The sequence below is a fragment of the Bacillus sp. BHET2 genome, from assembly GCF_005938125.1.
In the GTDB taxonomy this organism is placed as follows: Bacteria; Bacillota; Bacilli; order Bacillales; family Bacillaceae_B; genus Rossellomorea.
On record NZ_VCQN01000001.1, the window covers coordinates 814,640 to 832,686 of the forward strand.

An 18,047-nucleotide genomic window follows, 5' to 3' on the forward strand; every position below is an offset into this window, starting at 1 on the left:
CGATGATTGAGGTGTAAGGCAATGAAAATTGAAGTGTGGTCAGATTATGTATGCCCTTTTTGTTATATAGGGAAACGTCATTTAGAGGAAGCACTAGAGCAGTTTACTCAAAGAGATGAAGTGGAAATCTCTTTTAAAAGCTTTGAATTGGATCCCAATGCCCCTGTCAATACTACTAAAAGCATCCAGGAGATTCTCTCCCAAAAGTATGGAACATCTCTTGAAGAGGCAAAAGGTATGACAGACAGTATGACTCAACAAGCTGCGACTGTGGGGTTAGATTTCCGGTTTGACACGAGTATTCCTACAAATACGTTTGATGCTCATCGACTGACGAAATATGCGGAAACCAAGGGGAGAGCAGCTGACCTGACTGAAATCCTGTTACACGCTCACTTTACTCTTTCAAAGCATATCGGTGACAAAGATACCCTTCTCTCGCTAGCCATACAGGCAGGGTTGAACGACACGGAAACTTTAGCGATCCTTGATAGCGATGACTTTTCCAAAGAGGTTCGTGCCGATGAAGAAGAAGCAAGACAAATTGGTGTACAAGGAGTTCCATTCTTTGTCATCAACCGAAAATATGCGATTTCTGGTGCACAACCGAGCGACGTATTCTTAAATTCAATCCGAAAAGTGTGGGAAGAGGAGAAGGAAACTTCACCACTTCAACCACTCGGAGCAGATGGCATGGCATGTGATGAAAATGGCTGCGACATTCCTCCATCCAAATGATCATAAGAGCCCGTTATAAAGAGAGAAAAAGCAAGTAGAGAGCCATCTCCACTTGCTTTTTCTTGTGTTTAACCTATTGTCATTCATCTAATTGCTATAAAAGTTCTCTGTGTAATACGGCTGTGCCTTCTCGTTAAAGGCAACTCCAACTCCTAAATGCTCGTAATGGGATTGGAGAATGTTTTCCCTATGGCCTTTAGAATTCATCAGTCCTTCGTGAGCGAAGATCGAACTTAGTTGACCGTATGCCAAGTTCTCACCAGCAGTTCGGAAGGCTACCTGATCTTCTTCCATTCGGTCAAACGGTGATTGACCTTCCAGATTTGTATGACTGAAATAGTCTTGTTCCGCCATATCCAAACTATGTTTCCTGGCTGTGTTTCTGACTTGACTATCCCATGAAAGGACACTTAAACCTTTCTCCACCCGGGTAGCGTTCGTTAAATCGAATAGCTGGAATTCAAACCCCTCTTTCAATTGAGGGCTTGCTTCAGAATAAAAATCCTTCTTAGCTTCTTCAAGGTTTTGGTCAATGATTTGAATGGCCGTGACAGTATCATTTTCGTGTTTGTCATAGAACACAGTCACGTAGCTTCCATCCGCTTGGTATACTTCCTGTTCACCGTTATCCTGAAGTTGGTACAAAGTTAGTCCTTTTCTAATATTCTTCAACGGTTTTCCAAGTTCATTATGGACGACTTCTTTAGGTACATCCATTTCAACACCAGACTTAGAAGTGAGGAGGTCCTGATTAGTATAAAGTCCATTTACTTGTTGATTTTTATCATAAGATACCATCAAGAAATTCCGGTAGTTTTCATGATATGCATACCAGGAAACTCCATATTCATTGATGGAATGCCTCTTTGCTTCCCCAAGTTCCTCATCAACCTTTTTTTTAGAATCTCCTATTTCAATATTATAGATAGAGAACGTTTGCTCACTTGGCATGGATAAAGTGGGCTTTTCAACAGGCTCCTCATTCTTTGATTGAGATGGGTTTTCTAAATCACGGAAGGATTCGTCCAATTTTATGAGAAGAAGGTTTACTTCATTGTAGATTTGATCAAAGGTGTCCTTAACTTTAGGACTGTTTTTCAGGTCTTCCATTTTGGTGAGTACCGAATCGATCCCTGCTGCGTCCACTTTTTCTTCCCAAGCGGGTTTTGAAACATAGGCAACCACAACTATCAGGGTAAGAATAAATAATCGTCTCAATTCCTAACACTCCATTCTATCTTTCATTGTAACCAATTCTTCTAAAAAGTAAAAAGGGAGAGGTACTCCCTAAATGATCATTCTTGTGCATATGTAATCTCAAATAAAAAGTATACACGACTTCGGCTCATAAGAGCGACATACTATGGTAGGTCCTTTACCCATTCTACACTATTTTCAATCTAAAGAACCTGTTTTAGTATGGTTCGGTCTGGGTAAGATATATGAATAGAGCATACTCACAAATTTTACATATAAGGGGAAATGCACAATGAAATTGTCACACGAAGAACGAATCCAACTACATGAATTCAATAACTTAACAAAATCATTAAGTTTTAATATGTATGATATTTGCTATACAAAGACCCGCGAAGAGAGAGAAGCATATATTGAATACATCGATGAGCAGTATAACGCGGATCGCTTAACCAATATACTAACACATGTTTCAGATATCATTGGGGCACATGTATTGAACATATCTAAGCAAGATTATGTTCCTCAAGGAGCAAGTGTGACGATCCTTGTTTCAGAAGGACCGATCGTGGAAGTACCCACTGAGCATTTTGATGAATCTCCAGGACCTTTACCTTCAACTGTGACCATGCATCTTGATAAGAGTCATATCACAGTTCATACTTATCCTGAATATCACCCTCATGAAGGGATCTCTACATTCAGGGCTGATATCGATGTATCTACGTGCGGGGAGATTTCCCCCCTTAAAGCATTGAATTATCTTATTCATTCATTCGACACAGATATCATGACAATGGATTACCGAGTGAGGGGGTTCACCCGTGATATCAATGGGAAAAAATTATTTATCGATCATGATATCAATTCCATTCAAAACTATATTCCGGAAGAAATAAAAGATGAGTACGATATGATAGATGTGAATGTGTATCCACAAAACATTTTCCATACAAAATGTAAATTGAAAGAGTTCGATTTAAACAATTATTTATTTGGATATACAAAAGACAGGCTCGAGGAAAGTGAAATGGAGGAGATTACTGACAAAGTAAAAATGGAAATGGACGAAATATTTTATGGAAAAAACATCCCAAGACCATAAGGAAGGGAAAATCTCCGTCTACAAGACGGGGGTTTTTATTTTGATATCTTCCTATTATGAATATGAGATGGAAGAAGGAAAAACGCAGTCTATTGAAGAATAGGTAAATAGACTTGTCATAAGAGGAGGAATATGGGATGAATTCACACGAAATTGAATACAAATTGCACGGGGATGATATGCAGTTTGTCGAAATAGAATTAGATCCGGGTGAAAGTGCTGTAGCTGAAGCTGGTGGAATGATGATGATGGAAGATGGAATCGGGATGGAAACGATTTTCGGAGACGGAGGACAAGGAAACGGTGCAGGTGGATTTCTTGGGAAACTAGTAGGTGCAGGCAAACGTATCCTAACAGGGGAAAGCTTATTCATGACTGTATTCACTAATGAGGGTATGGGGAAGAAGCATGTCTCCTTCGCTGCTCCATATCCAGGTAAGATCATTCCAGTTGATTTGAGTGAATTGGGAGGGAAAGTGATTTGTCAGAAAGATGCCTTTCTTTGTGCGGCCAAAGGAGTATCCGTTGGAATTGATTTTCAAAAGAAATTAGGCACGGGATTCTTTGGTGGGGAAGGGTTTATTATGCAGAAACTCGAAGGTGACGGTTTAGCCTTTCTACACGCCGGTGGAACGATTTATAAAAAAGACCTCCAGCCAGGAGAAGTTTTACGAGTGGATACTGGTTGTTTAGTGGCGATGACGAAAGAAATAGATTACAATATCGAGTACGTTGGGAAAATCAAATCTGCTTTTCTTGGTGGAGAAGGATTGTTTTTTGCTACCGTTCGAGGTCCAGGTACTGTTTGGATTCAGTCACTTCCGTTCAGCCGATTAGCCGAACGGATCTATGCAAACGCCCCTCAGGGTGGAGGCCGTTCTACGGGAGAAGGAAGTTTGTTAGGTGGAATTGGTGATTTTCTAAATGGTGACGATTGAACACATGTGAAAGCATAAAAATCGGTTCCACTATAAGATGACCGTAATTTTACAAACGACACCATGAGAAGATAATCATTGTTTGGTTCATGATGAAAAATAGAAGGATTCCGTTCTGGGATCCTTTTTTTGTTCTTGCAATTTCTTTTTGAAACCTTCACTATTAGTAGACAAGTTAAACTCGTTATTAGAAAGTAGGAATGTTCATTGAACTCATTTACATCCTTAGGAGTCTCTCAAGGTCTCCAGAAAACGTTATCCAATAGAGGGATAGATAAACCGACACGAATACAAGAAAAAGTGATCCCTATACTCCTTCAGGGCAAAGATGTAATCGCAAAAGCTCAAACCGGAACAGGCAAAACGTTTGCATACGCTCTACCCATATTGGAACAAAGTAAATCAAACACAGGGTATATTCAAACATTGATCATTACCCCGACACGGGAACTGGCTATCCAGGTAACTAGTGAAATGAGAAAGATGACAATGAAAAACAAAGGATTTAGCGTCCTCTCCGTATATGGAGGGAAAAGCCATGAAGAAGAAATAAAGGAACTTGAGCAGAACGTGAATATTGTGGTAGGAACACCGGGTCGCCTCCTGGACCATGTAAAAAGAGGGAATCTGAATTTATCACAACTCCGTTTTTTGGTCATTGATGAAGCAGATCAACTATTGCAAATAGGGTTTCTAAATAAGGTCGAGGAGATTTTAAGAAAAACCCCAACGCAGAGGCAAACAATGTTATTTTCTGCAACGATTCCGTCTGAAATCAAGAAATTGGGCCATAAATATATGAAAAAACCACAATACATCGAGGTGGATGAGGCTGAGAAGTCTACTTCCATCAATCAATTTGCCATTTTCACAGTGGATCGGGCCAAGCAAGATACCGTCATTCAATTAATGGAGGAGTTCCAACCTGGTAAATCCATCGTCTTCTGCCGTACGAAACGCAGGGTGACGAAATTGTATCAAGTTCTAAAATCTAAAGGATTTAAGGTTGCTGAACTTCATGGGGATATCCCACAAGAGAAGCGGGAAGTTGTTATGGAACAATTTAGAACCGGTGATGTACCAATGTTAGTGGCAACCGACGTGGCTTCGAGAGGACTAGATATTGAAGGCGTTACTCACGTATTTAATTATGACATTCCAGAGAATACTGAGACCTATATTCACCGAATTGGAAGAACAGGGAGAGCCGGCGAAAGCGGCTTAGCATATACACTTTATTCTTCTGAGGAACGAAGCATGTTGATTGAGATTGAAGCCGCCTTAAATACTCGTATTCAAAAGCAAAATCTAGGTAATACGATTTCTCTTAAAACTAACTCTAAGAAAAAAAGTGAGAAAAGACAAGGCACTAAGAAGAAGGTGAGCGGGGAGTCCCACTCTAATATAAAAGGCAATCAGAGAGGTAAGTCAAAGACCGGGATAAAGTCTTCTGCTCCGATTGCAAATAAATCTACTGAAAAACCAAATGGAAAACGATCAAAAACACAAATCGATTCCAACGAGAGAAAAAAAAGGAAATAGAACCTTTTCTCGATTGAATAATTAATAGTAATAAGCCTGGAAACCATGCTACGGCATGGTTTTTATTTTGCAATAATTTCGCTATCATTTATAAATTATATTAGAATAACAACATGTAAGTGTATATATTATTTCAGTATAATGAACGGGACGGGGTGTTTTTATGGTAGGATAAAAAGGGATATTGAGAAGTGTAAAGGAGTTAAATCGATTCTTATGAAACTAGTATCATGGAATGTAAACGGAATTAGAGCATGTGTAAAAAAAGGGTTTTTAGATTATTTCCAAAGTATGAACGCAGATATATTTTGCCTACAAGAAACAAAGCTTCAAGAAGGGCAAATATCATTGGATTTAGAGGGCTACCATCAATATTGGAACTATGCAGAAAGAAAAGGCTATTCTGGAACGGCAGTATTCACTAAACAGGAACCGCTGACGGTTTCTTATGGTTTTAATGAGAATCATATTGAATCAGAGGGAAGAATCATTACGTGTGAATTTGATTCGTTTTACTTGGTGAATGTGTATACTCCTAATTCTAAAAGGGATCTATCCAGAATAGAAGAGCGCTTGGAATGGGAAGATATATTAAGGGAATATTTACTAGTGTTGAATCAACATAAACCTGTCGTTCTCTGTGGGGATCTGAACGTGGCACACAATGAAATCGATTTGAAAAACGATAAATCAAATCGAGGAAATTCAGGTTTCACTGCCGAAGAACGGGGAAAAATGACCCTATTACTACAAGAAGGCTTTGTGGATAGCTTCCGAAGTTTACATCCATTTAGAGATGAAGCCTTTAGTTGGTGGTCTTATATGAGCAATGTCCGTGAGCGCAATATTGGATGGAGAATTGACTATTTCATTGTCTCAAAACGCTTAGCACCTTCAATAAAAGGGGCTGAAATTCACCCTGAAATCCTTGGTAGTGATCACTGTCCTGTATATTTAGAGTTAGAGTAGCACATTAAAGAAAAGAGAATTCACATAAGTGGAGGGTAAACAATGTTACGAAAAAGATTGTTGCAATATATAGAGGAAACAAAAGAATCAAACGGCACCGTTCCTTTGTTTGAACAAGAGAGAGAATATGCAGTGAAACATGGCTTAGTGAATGATGACGAACTGACTGCACCGGAAACTAGTTCCCGCTTTCAAGATGCTTACATTGAGCGGTGTAATAAGGAGACGGAAGAACCTATCGATATAGAACCCGTCGTATTTCTTAATCAGACGATTTCATACTTAAAAGAACAGAAAAACGAATTCATTTTTCTGGAATCTCTTTGGTTTAATGTGATTGGTGTGGAAGGCGTATCAATCGAAGTGGATGATGTGTTTGGTTCCTATGACGCGATGCTAGGATTGAAGTTACAAAAAAAACATCGAAGTGTAATTGAGCAATTCTTAGAAAAGTCTCTTCAAGGCGAGTCATCTTATGATTTGCTGTTTAATGGGGAAGATGGTTTGTGGGACTTGAATTTCACTTTGAACGACCATTCTGATTTTCATGAAGAACTATCTATGCTCGCAGTTTATGAGCTCATCTATAGCACCCTATTTAAGCTCCTTCAAGCGGTTGACGAAGCTTAAGTCCATAATCTCCACTTTATGTGATTGAAGATAGAGGGACGGACCTTAAATAAGGTCCGTCCCTCTCTTGATTATTTCTTATTATCAGAACGCTTGCTGATCTCTTCTGTTACGACATGAGCCAAATCGTCATTTCCAAATAAGGATAGGACGCCTAGCAGTGTGGTGTCAGGGATTTCTTCCGATTCTTCTTTCGGCACGGTCAAGTCAATCCCCTGGAGAAGTGCCGGATTTTCTTTCTGATAAGGATAGGCTTTTTGGTAAAGGGCAGCTGGATCAAGATCGTGATTTACACACCATTGTGCAAAAACCAGAATCATCATATGCTCGTCCTTTTGATAATTTTGAATGATTTTTTCTTGCATCTCATTAGAATTCATTAAGATCTCTCCTTACTCATTGTTTCTAATTGTATTATAACGAAATTGAGGGAATAAGCCCATTCATATCCTTTAGAGATCAGGAAGGGAATTCGTTATTTAATTGAGTGTTATAAGGTGTATAATAGGAAGAAGGAAGAAACATGTTCCACATTGAAAGGAAGTTAAATGAATGAATATTACTAATCACTATGTAGAAGAATTAAGAGATCCAACCGGTATCCTAAGTGGAGATCGTTATGAAGTGGCACTTGATATCGAAGTCCCTGAAGATGATGAACTTTACTCAGCACAGGGAATTTACATAAAAGCCATTTTTGTTCGTGACGAGAATGGGGAAAGAATCGTACAATCCACGATTATCGAAAAAAACACAGAGGCTCATCTTGATTTTGAATTGGAAGAAGAGGAAAAGAGTCTTATTCTTGCTTACTGCGGTGAGCACATATCGGTTAAGTGAGCTGCACCCTCTACATTCGTTAAACTGTGAATGTAGAGGGTGTTTTTTTGTTTAGGTGGTGTATCATGATTGTTCCAATTCTAACTTAAGCAAAACAATACTTTTATCTATCAGAGTTCATCAAATTTCATTGAATAAACCATATATGAAACTGATATTATCTGATATACTAGTGATAACAATATGATAGCAAATGCTATCGAACTGATAGTGAAGGAGTGAAAACCTTGTCGGATCAAGGGAAAATGCAACTTAATGTAAGAGTTGATAAAGAAACGTCAGAGAAATTAGATGAAATCGTAGAATACTATCAGCAAAACACGAAAATTGGTCGTGTATACAAAGGTGACGTGTTAACAGACATCATTCTTAAATCTTTTGAGATCATGCAAAAGCAAAAATCCATACAAAAACGAAAATATTAGTATTTTCAAAAGGATAGAAGAGCTATCCCAAAAATAAAAATTCTAAGCCGCTGAATATGGAAATTCAACTCGTGTATGTCATAATATAGGAGACATACACAAAATACTGTGAGTAAAAGAGGTCTCAACGTGCAAATGCCGAAAAAGCTAATCAATATTCAAAGGGGATCAGGAATTTCCCCTTACATATGGAGTATCATAAGCATCCTGCCATTCTACTTTATCTTTCAGTCATCCTCTACGATTGAAATTGTGGTTGGTATTTCATTGACCATTGCCTTCTTTATTTCTCTCCGGTTCGCTTTCTTATCGAAGGATTGGCCGGTTTATTTGTGGACTTCAATCCTAATCGCTATATCAATCACGATGACCATTCAATTCAACTTTATCTACTTTGCTTTTTACATCGCATACTATAACGGGAATATTAAGAACAGGGTCGCATTCTTAACCCTTTATATTATTCATTTAGTATTAACGACAGCATCGATCAATTATAATTTTGTACTGCAAAATGAATTATTTTTATCTCAGTTTCCATTTATTCTTATCATTTGGATTAGTGTCATTCTATTGCCATTTAATATTTATAATCGGAATAAGCAAGTACAATTGGAAGATCAATTGGAAGATGCCAATAAACGCATTTCAGATTTGGTCAAACAAGAGGAACGTCAGAGAATCGCTAGGGACCTACACGACACATTGGGCCAAAAACTTTCTCTTATCGGTTTAAAGAGTGATTTAGCACGAAAGCTAGTGTATAAAGATCCGGAGCAGTCACGAAGCGAATTAAAAGATGTCCAACAGACGGCACGAACCGCATTAAGTGAGGTAAGAACGATGGTGTCCCAAATGAGGGGGATCAGGCTGAAAGATGAACTCGTCCGGATAAAGCAATTATTGAAGGCAGCTGAAATCGAATTTGTGATGAATGATGTGGGCACACTCCCTCAAGCGTCACTCTTTATGGAAAATATCTTAAGTATGTGCTTAAAAGAAGCCGTGACGAATGTGGTTAAACACAGCAAGGCCACGTACTGTCAGCTTAACATTGATGAATCGGATAAAGAATTGACGATTGTAGTGAAAGATGACGGACGTGGGATAGAAGGAGATTACACACTTTCAAAAGGCAGTGGCTTGATTGGAATGAGGGAACGTTTAGAATTTGTAAATGGCAGCTTGGAAATTCTGTCGGAGAATGGGACCACATTGATTATGAAGGTACCCAAGGTAATCAAACAGACAGAGAGGGAGGGAATGGAATGATTCGAATTGTGATCGCGGAAGATCAGCGGATGTTGCTTGGTGCATTAGGATCGTTGCTTAGTTTAGAGGATGATATGGAAGTGGTAGGAAAAGCAGGCAACGGTGAAGAAGCCATTTCCCTTGTTCATGAACTGAAACCTGATATTTGTATAATGGATATTGAAATGCCTGAAAAGACCGGTCTAGAAGCTGCAGAGGAATTAAAAGGTGAAGACTGTAAAGTGATTATCCTTACTACCTTTGCGAGGTCCGGTTACTTCCAACGCGCGTTAAAAGGCGGAGTAAAGGGATACTTATTAAAGGATAGCCCCAGCGAAGAACTGGCAAACTCGATACGACTTGTGATGGACGGAAAGCGAATGTATGCACCAGAACTTATGGATGATGTGTACAGCGAAGAAAACCCCCTCACAGATCGTGAAAAAGAAGTATTGGAGCTTGTCGCCGATGGGAAAAACACAAAAGAAATCGCTGACGAGCTCAGCCTCAAAACGGGGACCGTCCGAAACTACATCTCTACCATACTAGACAAGCTTGAAGTGAAAAATCGTATCGAAGCCATCACCCAATCTAAAGAAAAAGGGTGGTTTAAATAACAATAGGTACAGACGTTGACCATAGATCCGTACACTACTTTCCTATTTGTATTAGCATATGGAGTATTGAAATTTTTTCTTTTAAACATCAGTATAAGGATATTTATTGCTATCATAGGGTTTGAGGGATGAGTCCTATATGAGAACGAATGAAAGAATATCCTTTTCGTATTGACAAGGAAAAGAATCATGGTACGATAACATCGAATACAAAATTTCATAAGACGATCCACTAGGGGTGCCTTATTAAAGGCTGAGATTAAAGTGTGACTTTAAGACCCTTTGAACCTGATCTGGTTGAGACCAGCGTAGGGAAGTGGTCTTTGACGATCGCGTAGAATCGTATTTTATTATTCTGATCTCAAGCCACTTTCTGTATGCTATAAGCATGATGGAGAGTGGCTTTTTTTGTTGCCCATTTCGGGTCGTCTGGAAAAGGAGAAATCGCATGACATTTTCATCATATTTAAGAAACGAAGTGAAGGAAATTTGGGAGGCTAGTTTTCAGCATCCTTTTGTCAAAGGAATCGGTGATGGAACACTCCCCCTAGAGAACTTCAGGTTTTACATTTTGCAGGATGCCTATTACCTTTCACATTTCTCAAAGGTGCAGGCACTTGGTGCAGCAAAGGCAACGGACTTACATACAACTTCAAGAATGGCAACTCACGCAGTAGGGACAAATGAAGCCGAGCTTTCTCTTCATGCGAATTTCTCAAAGCGTTTAGGGATTACAGAAGAAGAAAAAAAGCAGTTCAAACCTGCTCCTACTGCATATGCCTATACCTCACACATGTACCGCTCCTCTCAATATGGTGGTCTTGCAGATATACTGGCTGCAATTCTCCCATGCTATTGGCTGTATTACGAGATCGGTGAGCACCTGAAATCGTGTAAACCTGAAGAGACTATTTATCAGGAGTGGATTGCTGCCTATGGAGGAGAATGGTTTCGTGAGTTAGTGGAAGAACAAATTCATAGACTTGATTCATTGGCAGAATCAATGAATGAGATAGACAAAGAAAGAATGAAAGAAAATTTCATTCTGAGCAGCATCTATGAATTACAGTTTTGGGAAATGGCCTACACGCTTGAAAAATGGCCGTATCAACAAACTCTTTCTCAAAATGCAAAAGGGAAAGAAGGTGGCATACATGTCTAAGTTAAAACTGACGGACATATTGGTAACGGTGGTCATTTCCATTATGTTTGGGATTGTTTATAAGCTTTGGGGGCCTGTATACAATATGCTCAAGCCATTCGGTTTACATGCCGATCAATTGATCTATGGCATGTGGTTTATGGCGGCTACTGTGGCATTTTTGATTATACGTAAGCCTGGTGTAGCACTTCTAGCAGAAATTTCAGCTTCTTCCGGAGAATTTCTCATGGGTTCAGAATGGGGACTTGAGGTACTACTATTCGGGATCATTCAAGGATTGCTTGCTGAGTTCATTTTCTTTGCAACCCGTTATAAACGATATAACGTCTTTGTGATCTCTACCGCTGCTGTCGGCTCCGCCGTTGGTTCACTCTTTATGGATTTTTTCAAAGGATATGTGGGAGATTTAGTTCTTTGGAACTTAATTTTGTTCATTGCTGCAAGATTACTTGGTTCGATTGTCATCGCAGGGATAGGATCCTATTATTTGGTGGGTGCATTAGAGAAAACAGGCGTTACCCGTTTAGTAAGGCGAGCCGATCAAGAGGAATATGATGCATTGAATCATTAAAGGAGTGAAGGCATATGCATATTGAAAATTTGCGCCTTAAATTTCCGGGTTCAGAAAAACTATTATTTAAGGATGTAAGCATATCGATCAAGGAAAGAGAAAAGGTATTGCTCTTAGGCCCTTCTGGATGTGGGAAATCAACACTCCTTCACGTTTTATCAGGAGTGATTCCCCATTCCATAGAGGTTCCCATGAAAGCTACCTCATTAGAACTACCTGAGTCTAGAGGATGCGTGTTTCAAGATCCAGACTCACAATTTTGTATGCCTTATGTAGATGAGGAACTCGCATTTGTATTAGAGAATCAACAAATTCCAAGGAATGAAATGCCGCAGATTATTCAAGACCTGTTAAGAAAGGTGAAGTTAGAGCTAAAGGATCAACACACACCAATATACACTTTATCAGGGGGGATGAAACAGAAGCTTGCCATTGCTTCAGCTCTCGCTCTTCATCCTCAGACTTTATTTTTGGATGAACCAACAGCCATGTTAGATGAGGATAGTACGAAGGCAGTTTGGGAAACGGTGAAAGCAACATGTGGAGATAAGACGTTACTTATCGTAGAGCATAAGCTGCGTCACGTTCTGGAAATCATTGATAGGATTATCCTCTTTGATGCTAATGGAAAGGTTGTGGCAGATGGAAGTAAAGACGCCATCTTAAACACCTGTAGAGAAGAGTTGAAATCAGTAGGGGTCTGGTATCCGGAAGCGTGGGAGGATTATCTTTCTGCCAGACCTCCTAAAGTGCTTGACTCGTTTGGGCAACTTAATGTAAAACTCGAGAATTTCAAGGGATATTTACAAAAAGAGGTCAAGATACACGTTCCGAGTGCGGTTGTCCATAAAGGTGAATGGATTGCGATCACTGGCAAAAACGGAGCAGGAAAATCAACATTGCTACATAGTCTCATGAAATTCATTCAAACTTCGGGGATTTATGAACTTTATGGCAAACAGGTGAAAGGGAAAAAGGTCCCGGAGGAATGTACCTTTGTATTTCAAAATCCTGAGTTCCAATTCGTCACTCAGCGTGTTTATGATGAAGTTGCATACAGTTATCGCCTTCAAAATATGGATGAAGATAGAATTGAAGAAAATGTTGATATATTACTGAACAGGTTCAAGTTACAAGAATATAGAGACCATCATCCCTATCATTTATCTATGGGTCAAAAGCGCAGATTAAGCGTAGCAGCGTCCATCGTCAGAAATAAAGATATTCTATTATTGGACGAACCAACTTTTGGGCAAGACACCATTAATACGTTTTCATTAATTGAGATGTTTCAGGAATTCCAAGAAGAAGGCACGACTATATTGATGGTAACCCATGATAAAAGGATTATCACTCATTATGCAACAAGAGTATGGGTGGTTGATGAAGGAGAAGTTATTGATGAGTTCTACCAAGTAGCTGTAGGGAGTAAAGCGATATGAGTATCCATATTGATCATAAAGAAACTTGGCTTCATACCATTAATCCTAGTTTCAAATTATTGATTATGGTTGGTCTTTTTATATTTATGCTTTTTATTCATTATCTCAACTGGTTATGCTACTTGACCCTAATCTTTTTATTTCTTCTAGCATCTTTTTCAGGCTATTCATATAGAACGGTGTGTTTAATGGTGCTCCCTTTTTTCCTTGTTTTTGTCTCTACCTCTTCTTCAATGATTTTATTTGGGAAAGGTCAGACAACATGGCTGAAATGGGGACTGATCCATATTACAGAGGAAAGTTATTATCGTGGAATCCATATTGGGTTGCGGGCATTCTCCTTCGCCACTTTGGGCTTATTATTTGCTCTAACAACAAGACCGGTCATGCTAATTTACTCCCTTATGCAGCAACTGGGTTTAAAGCCAAAGTATGCCTATAGTTTTTTGGCAGGACTTCGATTACTCCCAATCATGATTGAAGAGTTTTTTACGATACGAAATGCCATGAAGATAAGAGGAGTTAAGGAACAGCGAGGAATAAAAAGCCTCCGACAGAAAATGAAATCTTATTTAATACCACTATTGGCACAAAGTATTCGAAGAGCTCACAGAATTGCCGTAGCCATGGAAACGAAAGGGTTTCATGGAAATGAGAAACGTACGTATTTCTATAAAGCCAGCTTTTCTAAATATGATGGATATTTTATTGGGAGCATCCTCATCGTGTTGGTTGTCAGTTACTATGCTTCTATCCATCTACCACTATTTCCGACAGGAGATGTTCGTTATGGAAATTGAAATGAGGAGAAGATTACATGTCCTGTCTTCAGGTAAGCAATCACAGAGAGAGTTAGTTGAAATCGCCAAAATTATCCATCCTTATGTTGACTTTATACAGCTTCGTGAAAAAATGTGGACGGGGAAAGAATTAATTATGACGATAGAGCAATTAGTAGCAGCAGGGGTTCCATTAAGAAAACTATACATCAATGATCGAGCAGATATTGCCTTTATGAAGGAATTAAGAGGAGTACAGCTAGGGCATCAAAGTGCCTCTATCAGCACAGTAAAGCAGTCATTTCCTTCCTTGAAAATTGGTGCATCGGTTCATACCTTACAAGAAGCACAGCAGGCGCATGATCAAGGAGCTGATTTCCTTGTTTATGGGAATGTTTATCCTACTTCATCAAAACCTGGTAGAACGGGCACGGGTCTATCAAACTTAGAGAAGATGGTTCAAACCTTCCCTATTCCAACGATCGCCATCGGTGGCATCACACCCGACCGTGTGGGAGAAATCGTGAATACTGGTGCCAAAGGAATCGCTGTCTTATCAGGTATTTTCCTTTCTAAAGAGCCTCTCGAAGCAGCACGGTCCTATTATAAAGAATTACATCAGGAGGTGGAGTAGCTTGGGAAAGCAGTATGACGTCGTAATTGTTGGTGGAGGAGTAATCGGTTGTTCCATTGCTTATCAATTAGCAAAACGAGGGAAACAAGTGTTATTGCTTGAGAAAAATCAACTGGCAGGAAAAGCTTCCAAAGCTGCGGCGGGAATGCTCGGAGTACAATCAGAATTAAATGAGGGCAGCCCTCTTTATCAAATGGCACAGGCCAGTCGTAATCTGTACCCTGCTTTAGCAGAAGAATTAAAGGAAGTTAGTGGTATGGATATTGAGTATGTGGAAAATGGAATGATCAAACTAGCAAGAACAGAGGAAGAAGCACAATCATTATCAGGGGTAGGCACTCGGACAGATCAGGGTGAACGGATTAAATGGCTATCCAAGACACAATTATCAGATTGTGAACCTAATCTATCAAAGGATGTAGAGGGTGGGTTATTGATTCCAAGAGGTGGAAACGTCTCCGCACCCAACCTGACCAAAGCACTCGGTTTGGCATCTGCTAGATTGGGTGTGGAAATAAAGGAGGATACGAATGTATCTGATTTCTTGAAAGATAGAAATAGGATCATAGGTGTTCAAACGCCCAATGGTCCCTTTTACGGTGCTGAGATTATCGTAGCAGGAGGGGCTTGGAGTCAGTCACTTCTGGAGCATCTTGGCATGGCCTTCAACACTTATCCAGTCAAAGGAGAATGTTTTTCTGTCAAACTTTCTCAGGAATTGGTGAAAAGCACAATCTTTACAGAGGAATGCTATATCGTCCCGAAGATAGGTGGGCGGTTTTTAGTAGGAGCGACAGAGCACCCACATACATTTGATGAAAATATTTCTATATCTGGATTAATGCATCTGATGGAATTGGCTACAGGCATACTGCCCGGCTTGGCCCAGGCTCATTGGGATAAAGCATGGGCAGGTATAAGGCCACAAACTCATCAGGGTATTCCTATTATTGGAAGAAGCAAGGAATGGAAAGGGCTTTCTATTGCAACCGGGCATTATCGAAACGGAATTCTCCTTGCCCCCATTACAGGCATGATGATAGCTGACCTTATAGAAGGCATGGAGAACCCTCATCTGCAAACACTTACGAGGAGTTGAGAAGATGGAATTACGAATAAATGGACAGCTGGTTACTGTACCTGACACAACTTTAACGATAAACGATCTCATTTACCATTATAAACTTGAAAATCGAATGATCATTGTCGAACAAAATCAAACCATTCTGGAAAAAGAAGAACACGGGAAGACCAAAGTGAAAAATGGAGATACTATTGAACTGGTCCAATTTGTAGGAGGCGGTTAACATGTTGAAAATCGGAAACTATTCATTCCATTCAAGACTATTGTTGGGAACAGGTAAATATCCAGATTTTGATATCCAAAAAAAAGCGGTTGAGGTATCTGGTGCAGAAATTCTTACATTCACTGTAAGACGTATGAATATATTCGAGCCCAGTCAACCTAATTTCCTGGAAGAACTGAATCTTGAGAGCTATTCATTATTGCCAAATACAGCTGGAGCTAAAAATGCTCAAGAGGCGGTACGTTATGCGAAATTGGCAAGAGCTTCGGGGCTTTGTGACATGATTAAAGTGGAAGTGATCGGATGTGATAAAACATTACTTCCAGATCCTGTAGAAACATTGAAGGCAACAGAGGAGTTAATAAAAGAAGGGTTTATAGTTCTTCCGTATACGTCGGATGATGTGGTTCTTGCGAGAAAACTAGAAGAATTGGGTGCTCATGCCATTATGCCAGGTGCATCTCCAATTGGCTCTGGTCAAGGAATCCTTAATCCAGTCAATCTACGTTTTATAATTGAGCAGGCCAAGATACCGGTCATTGTCGATGCTGGTATTGGTTCTCCATCCGATGCGGCTTTTGCTATGGAATTGGGAGCGGATGCAGTGTTATTGAATACGGCAGTGTCTTCAGCAGGTGATCCCGTTATGATGGCTAACGCCATGAGACTTGCCGTCGAAGGTGGACGATTTGGCTACGAAGCTGGACGAATTCCAAAGAAACGCTACGCATCTGCCAGTAGCCCGATGGAGGGGATGAGTGTTTGACAAAAGATAGATATTCAAGACAAACATTATTTTCTCCAATTGGAACAGAGGGGCAGCAGAAAATACAAGGTAAACATGTGTTAATCGTCGGCGCAGGGGCACTTGGAACAGGAAACGCTGAAGTTCTGGTTCGCGCTGGTATCGGAAAGCTGACAATTGTAGATCGTGACTATGTGGAATGGAGTAATCTGCAACGTCAGCAGTTGTATAAAGAAAGTGATGCAAGGGAACGTATCCCCAAAGCAATCGCAGCGAAAACAAGGCTACACGAGATAAATTCAACAGTCGAAATTAATGCACAAATATGCGACGTAATGGCTGAAGATTTGTTGGAATTGGCGGGTGGGGTCAATCTTATCCTCGACGCCACAGACAATTTTGATACAAGGATGATGATAAATGATGTATCCCAGAAATATTCTATCCCATGGATCTATGGAGCTTGTGTAGGGAGCTACGGAATATCATTCACGATTCTTCCAGGTATGACACCATGTCTTCAATGCTTCATAAAGTCTATTCCTCTAGGAGGTTTAACCTGTGACACAGCCGGAATCATCAGTCCAGCTGTGTCACAAGTGGTGGCCTATCAAACGACCGAAGCATTAAAGATCTTAGTGGACGATCGCGAAGCCCTAAGTCAAAGGGTCGTTTCGTTCGATTTATGGAGAAATGAGCAAACGTCAATGGATGTTAGGAAGCTGAAACGAGATGGGTGCCTCTCATGTGGAACCCATCGAACATATCCGAACCTAAGTTATGAGAATCAAACTAAAACAGCTGTTCTTTGTGGAAGGGATTCAGTACAGATACGACCTGCTACCCCAAATGCCATTAAGCTCTTAGAAATGGCTCAATCTTTAGAGGGGCAAGGAAAGCAAGTGGATAGGAATCCATATTTGATTTCATTTTGGGTTGACTCTTTCCGGATCGTGCTTTTCCGGGATGGGCGAGCTATCATTCATGGAACGAAAAATATAAGTGAAGCAAAATCAATTTATCACCGTTATGTAGGTTGAAATAGGAGTGGATACAAAATGGTTCAAAAGCATTGACGATTGCAGGCTAAGATCTCAGAAACATATCTTGCCTTCCCTCATCATACTATACAGTAGACCCCGGTCTAACTTGTAT

At 39.9% G+C, this 18,047-nt stretch carries 21 protein-coding genes and 1 riboswitch; of the genes, 19 read left to right on the plus strand and 2 right to left on the minus strand.

The window, feature by feature from the left end; translation table 11 throughout:
* The first annotated feature begins 21 nt into the window (after positions 1 to 21).
* Positions 22 to 738: a DsbA family oxidoreductase gene (locus FGG79_RS04300; protein ID WP_138776507.1), complete on the plus strand. Its 717-nt coding sequence runs from the start codon at positions 22 to 24 to the stop codon at positions 736 to 738.
* 87 nt (positions 739 to 825) lie between these two features.
* Here FGG79_RS04300 and FGG79_RS04305 read toward each other — a convergent pair whose 3' ends face one another.
* Positions 826 to 1,956, minus strand: a complete 1,131-nt coding sequence (locus FGG79_RS04305; protein ID WP_171050797.1) for a CAP domain-containing protein — start codon at positions 1,954 to 1,956, stop codon at positions 826 to 828.
* Positions 1,957 to 2,227: 271 nt separating this feature from the next.
* On the opposite strand from FGG79_RS04305, the gene speD reads away from it, so the two are divergent.
* The 5 genes from speD (at position 2,228) to FGG79_RS04330 (ending at position 7,119) form a co-directional block, all read left to right on the plus strand.
* On the plus strand, positions 2,228 to 3,040 hold the full coding sequence (speD, locus tag FGG79_RS04310) for an adenosylmethionine decarboxylase (RefSeq protein ID WP_138776508.1): 813 nt from the start codon (positions 2,228 to 2,230) through the stop codon (positions 3,038 to 3,040).
* A 137-nt stretch (positions 3,041 to 3,177) separates the two neighbouring features.
* A complete protein-coding gene (locus tag FGG79_RS04315; RefSeq protein ID WP_138776509.1) occupies positions 3,178 to 3,978 on the plus strand; it encodes a TIGR00266 family protein in 801 nt (266 codons plus the stop codon).
* Positions 3,979 to 4,185: 207 nt separating this feature from the next.
* Positions 4,186 to 5,520: a DEAD/DEAH box helicase gene (locus FGG79_RS04320; RefSeq protein ID WP_138776510.1), complete on the plus strand. Its 1,335-nt coding sequence runs from the start codon at positions 4,186 to 4,188 to the stop codon at positions 5,518 to 5,520.
* 216 nt (positions 5,521 to 5,736) lie between these two features.
* On the plus strand, positions 5,737 to 6,489 hold the full coding sequence (locus FGG79_RS04325) for an exodeoxyribonuclease III (RefSeq protein ID WP_138776511.1): 753 nt from the start codon (positions 5,737 to 5,739) through the stop codon (positions 6,487 to 6,489).
* Between the two features lie 42 nt (positions 6,490 to 6,531).
* Positions 6,532 to 7,119 carry a branched-chain amino acid aminotransferase gene (locus FGG79_RS04330; protein WP_171050798.1) on the plus strand — a complete coding sequence of 196 codons (588 nt, stop codon included), beginning with the start codon at positions 6,532 to 6,534 and terminating at the stop codon, positions 7,117 to 7,119.
* A gap of 71 nt (positions 7,120 to 7,190) precedes the next feature.
* Here FGG79_RS04330 and FGG79_RS04335 read toward each other — a convergent pair whose 3' ends face one another.
* Complete coding sequence (locus FGG79_RS04335) at positions 7,191 to 7,499, minus strand: hypothetical protein (RefSeq protein ID WP_138776512.1); 309 nt, start codon at positions 7,497 to 7,499, stop codon at positions 7,191 to 7,193.
* Between the two features lie 172 nt (positions 7,500 to 7,671).
* Between FGG79_RS04335 and FGG79_RS04340 the strand changes: the two genes are divergently transcribed.
* From FGG79_RS04340 to FGG79_RS04400, 13 genes are all read left to right on the plus strand, one after another.
* Positions 7,672 to 7,959, plus strand: a complete 288-nt coding sequence (locus FGG79_RS04340) for a DUF6509 family protein (RefSeq protein WP_138776513.1) — start codon at positions 7,672 to 7,674, stop codon at positions 7,957 to 7,959.
* A 227-nt stretch (positions 7,960 to 8,186) separates the two neighbouring features.
* A complete protein-coding gene (locus FGG79_RS04345) occupies positions 8,187 to 8,384 on the plus strand; it encodes a hypothetical protein (RefSeq protein ID WP_138776514.1) in 198 nt (65 codons plus the stop codon).
* Between the two features lie 135 nt (positions 8,385 to 8,519).
* Positions 8,520 to 9,656: a sensor histidine kinase gene (locus FGG79_RS04350; protein ID WP_138777586.1), complete on the plus strand. Its 1,137-nt coding sequence runs from the start codon at positions 8,520 to 8,522 to the stop codon at positions 9,654 to 9,656.
* Positions 9,653 to 10,252, plus strand: coding sequence for a response regulator transcription factor (locus tag FGG79_RS04355; protein WP_138776515.1), 600 nt, complete (start codon positions 9,653 to 9,655; stop codon positions 10,250 to 10,252). Before FGG79_RS04350 ends, FGG79_RS04355 begins: the two co-directional genes overlap by 4 nt.
* Before the next feature lie 224 nt (positions 10,253 to 10,476).
* Positions 10,477 to 10,584, plus strand: a riboswitch (TPP riboswitch).
* Positions 10,585 to 10,700: 116 nt separating this feature from the next.
* Positions 10,701 to 11,414 (plus strand): thiaminase II, encoded by a 714-nt coding sequence (tenA, locus tag FGG79_RS04360; RefSeq protein WP_138776516.1) that lies wholly within the window; start codon positions 10,701 to 10,703, stop codon positions 11,412 to 11,414.
* Positions 11,407 to 11,985 carry an ECF transporter S component gene (locus FGG79_RS04365; RefSeq protein WP_138776517.1) on the plus strand — a complete coding sequence of 193 codons (579 nt, stop codon included), beginning with the start codon at positions 11,407 to 11,409 and terminating at the stop codon, positions 11,983 to 11,985. The genes tenA and FGG79_RS04365 overlap by 8 nt, the downstream gene beginning before the upstream one ends.
* A gap of 14 nt (positions 11,986 to 11,999) precedes the next feature.
* A complete protein-coding gene (locus FGG79_RS04370) occupies positions 12,000 to 13,427 on the plus strand; it encodes an ABC transporter ATP-binding protein (protein WP_138776518.1) in 1,428 nt (475 codons plus the stop codon).
* Complete coding sequence (locus tag FGG79_RS04375) at positions 13,424 to 14,227, plus strand: energy-coupling factor transporter transmembrane component T family protein (RefSeq protein WP_138776519.1); 804 nt, start codon at positions 13,424 to 13,426, stop codon at positions 14,225 to 14,227. The genes FGG79_RS04370 and FGG79_RS04375 overlap by 4 nt, the downstream gene beginning before the upstream one ends.
* A complete protein-coding gene (locus tag FGG79_RS04380; RefSeq protein WP_171050799.1) occupies positions 14,217 to 14,840 on the plus strand; it encodes a thiamine phosphate synthase in 624 nt (207 codons plus the stop codon). Before FGG79_RS04375 ends, FGG79_RS04380 begins: the two co-directional genes overlap by 11 nt.
* Position 14,841: 1 nt before the next feature.
* Positions 14,842 to 15,939, plus strand: coding sequence for a glycine oxidase ThiO (gene thiO / locus FGG79_RS04385; protein WP_138776521.1), 1,098 nt, complete (start codon positions 14,842 to 14,844; stop codon positions 15,937 to 15,939).
* A 4-nt stretch (positions 15,940 to 15,943) separates the two neighbouring features.
* Complete coding sequence (gene thiS / locus FGG79_RS04390; RefSeq protein WP_138776522.1) at positions 15,944 to 16,147, plus strand: sulfur carrier protein ThiS; 204 nt, start codon at positions 15,944 to 15,946, stop codon at positions 16,145 to 16,147.
* A gap of 1 nt (position 16,148) precedes the next feature.
* A complete protein-coding gene (locus FGG79_RS04395; RefSeq protein ID WP_138776523.1) occupies positions 16,149 to 16,913 on the plus strand; it encodes a thiazole synthase in 765 nt (254 codons plus the stop codon).
* Positions 16,910 to 17,932 (plus strand): thiazole biosynthesis adenylyltransferase ThiF, encoded by a 1,023-nt coding sequence (locus FGG79_RS04400; protein WP_138776524.1) that lies wholly within the window; start codon positions 16,910 to 16,912, stop codon positions 17,930 to 17,932. Before FGG79_RS04395 ends, FGG79_RS04400 begins: the two co-directional genes overlap by 4 nt.
* Positions 17,933 to 18,047: the final 115 nt, after the last annotated feature.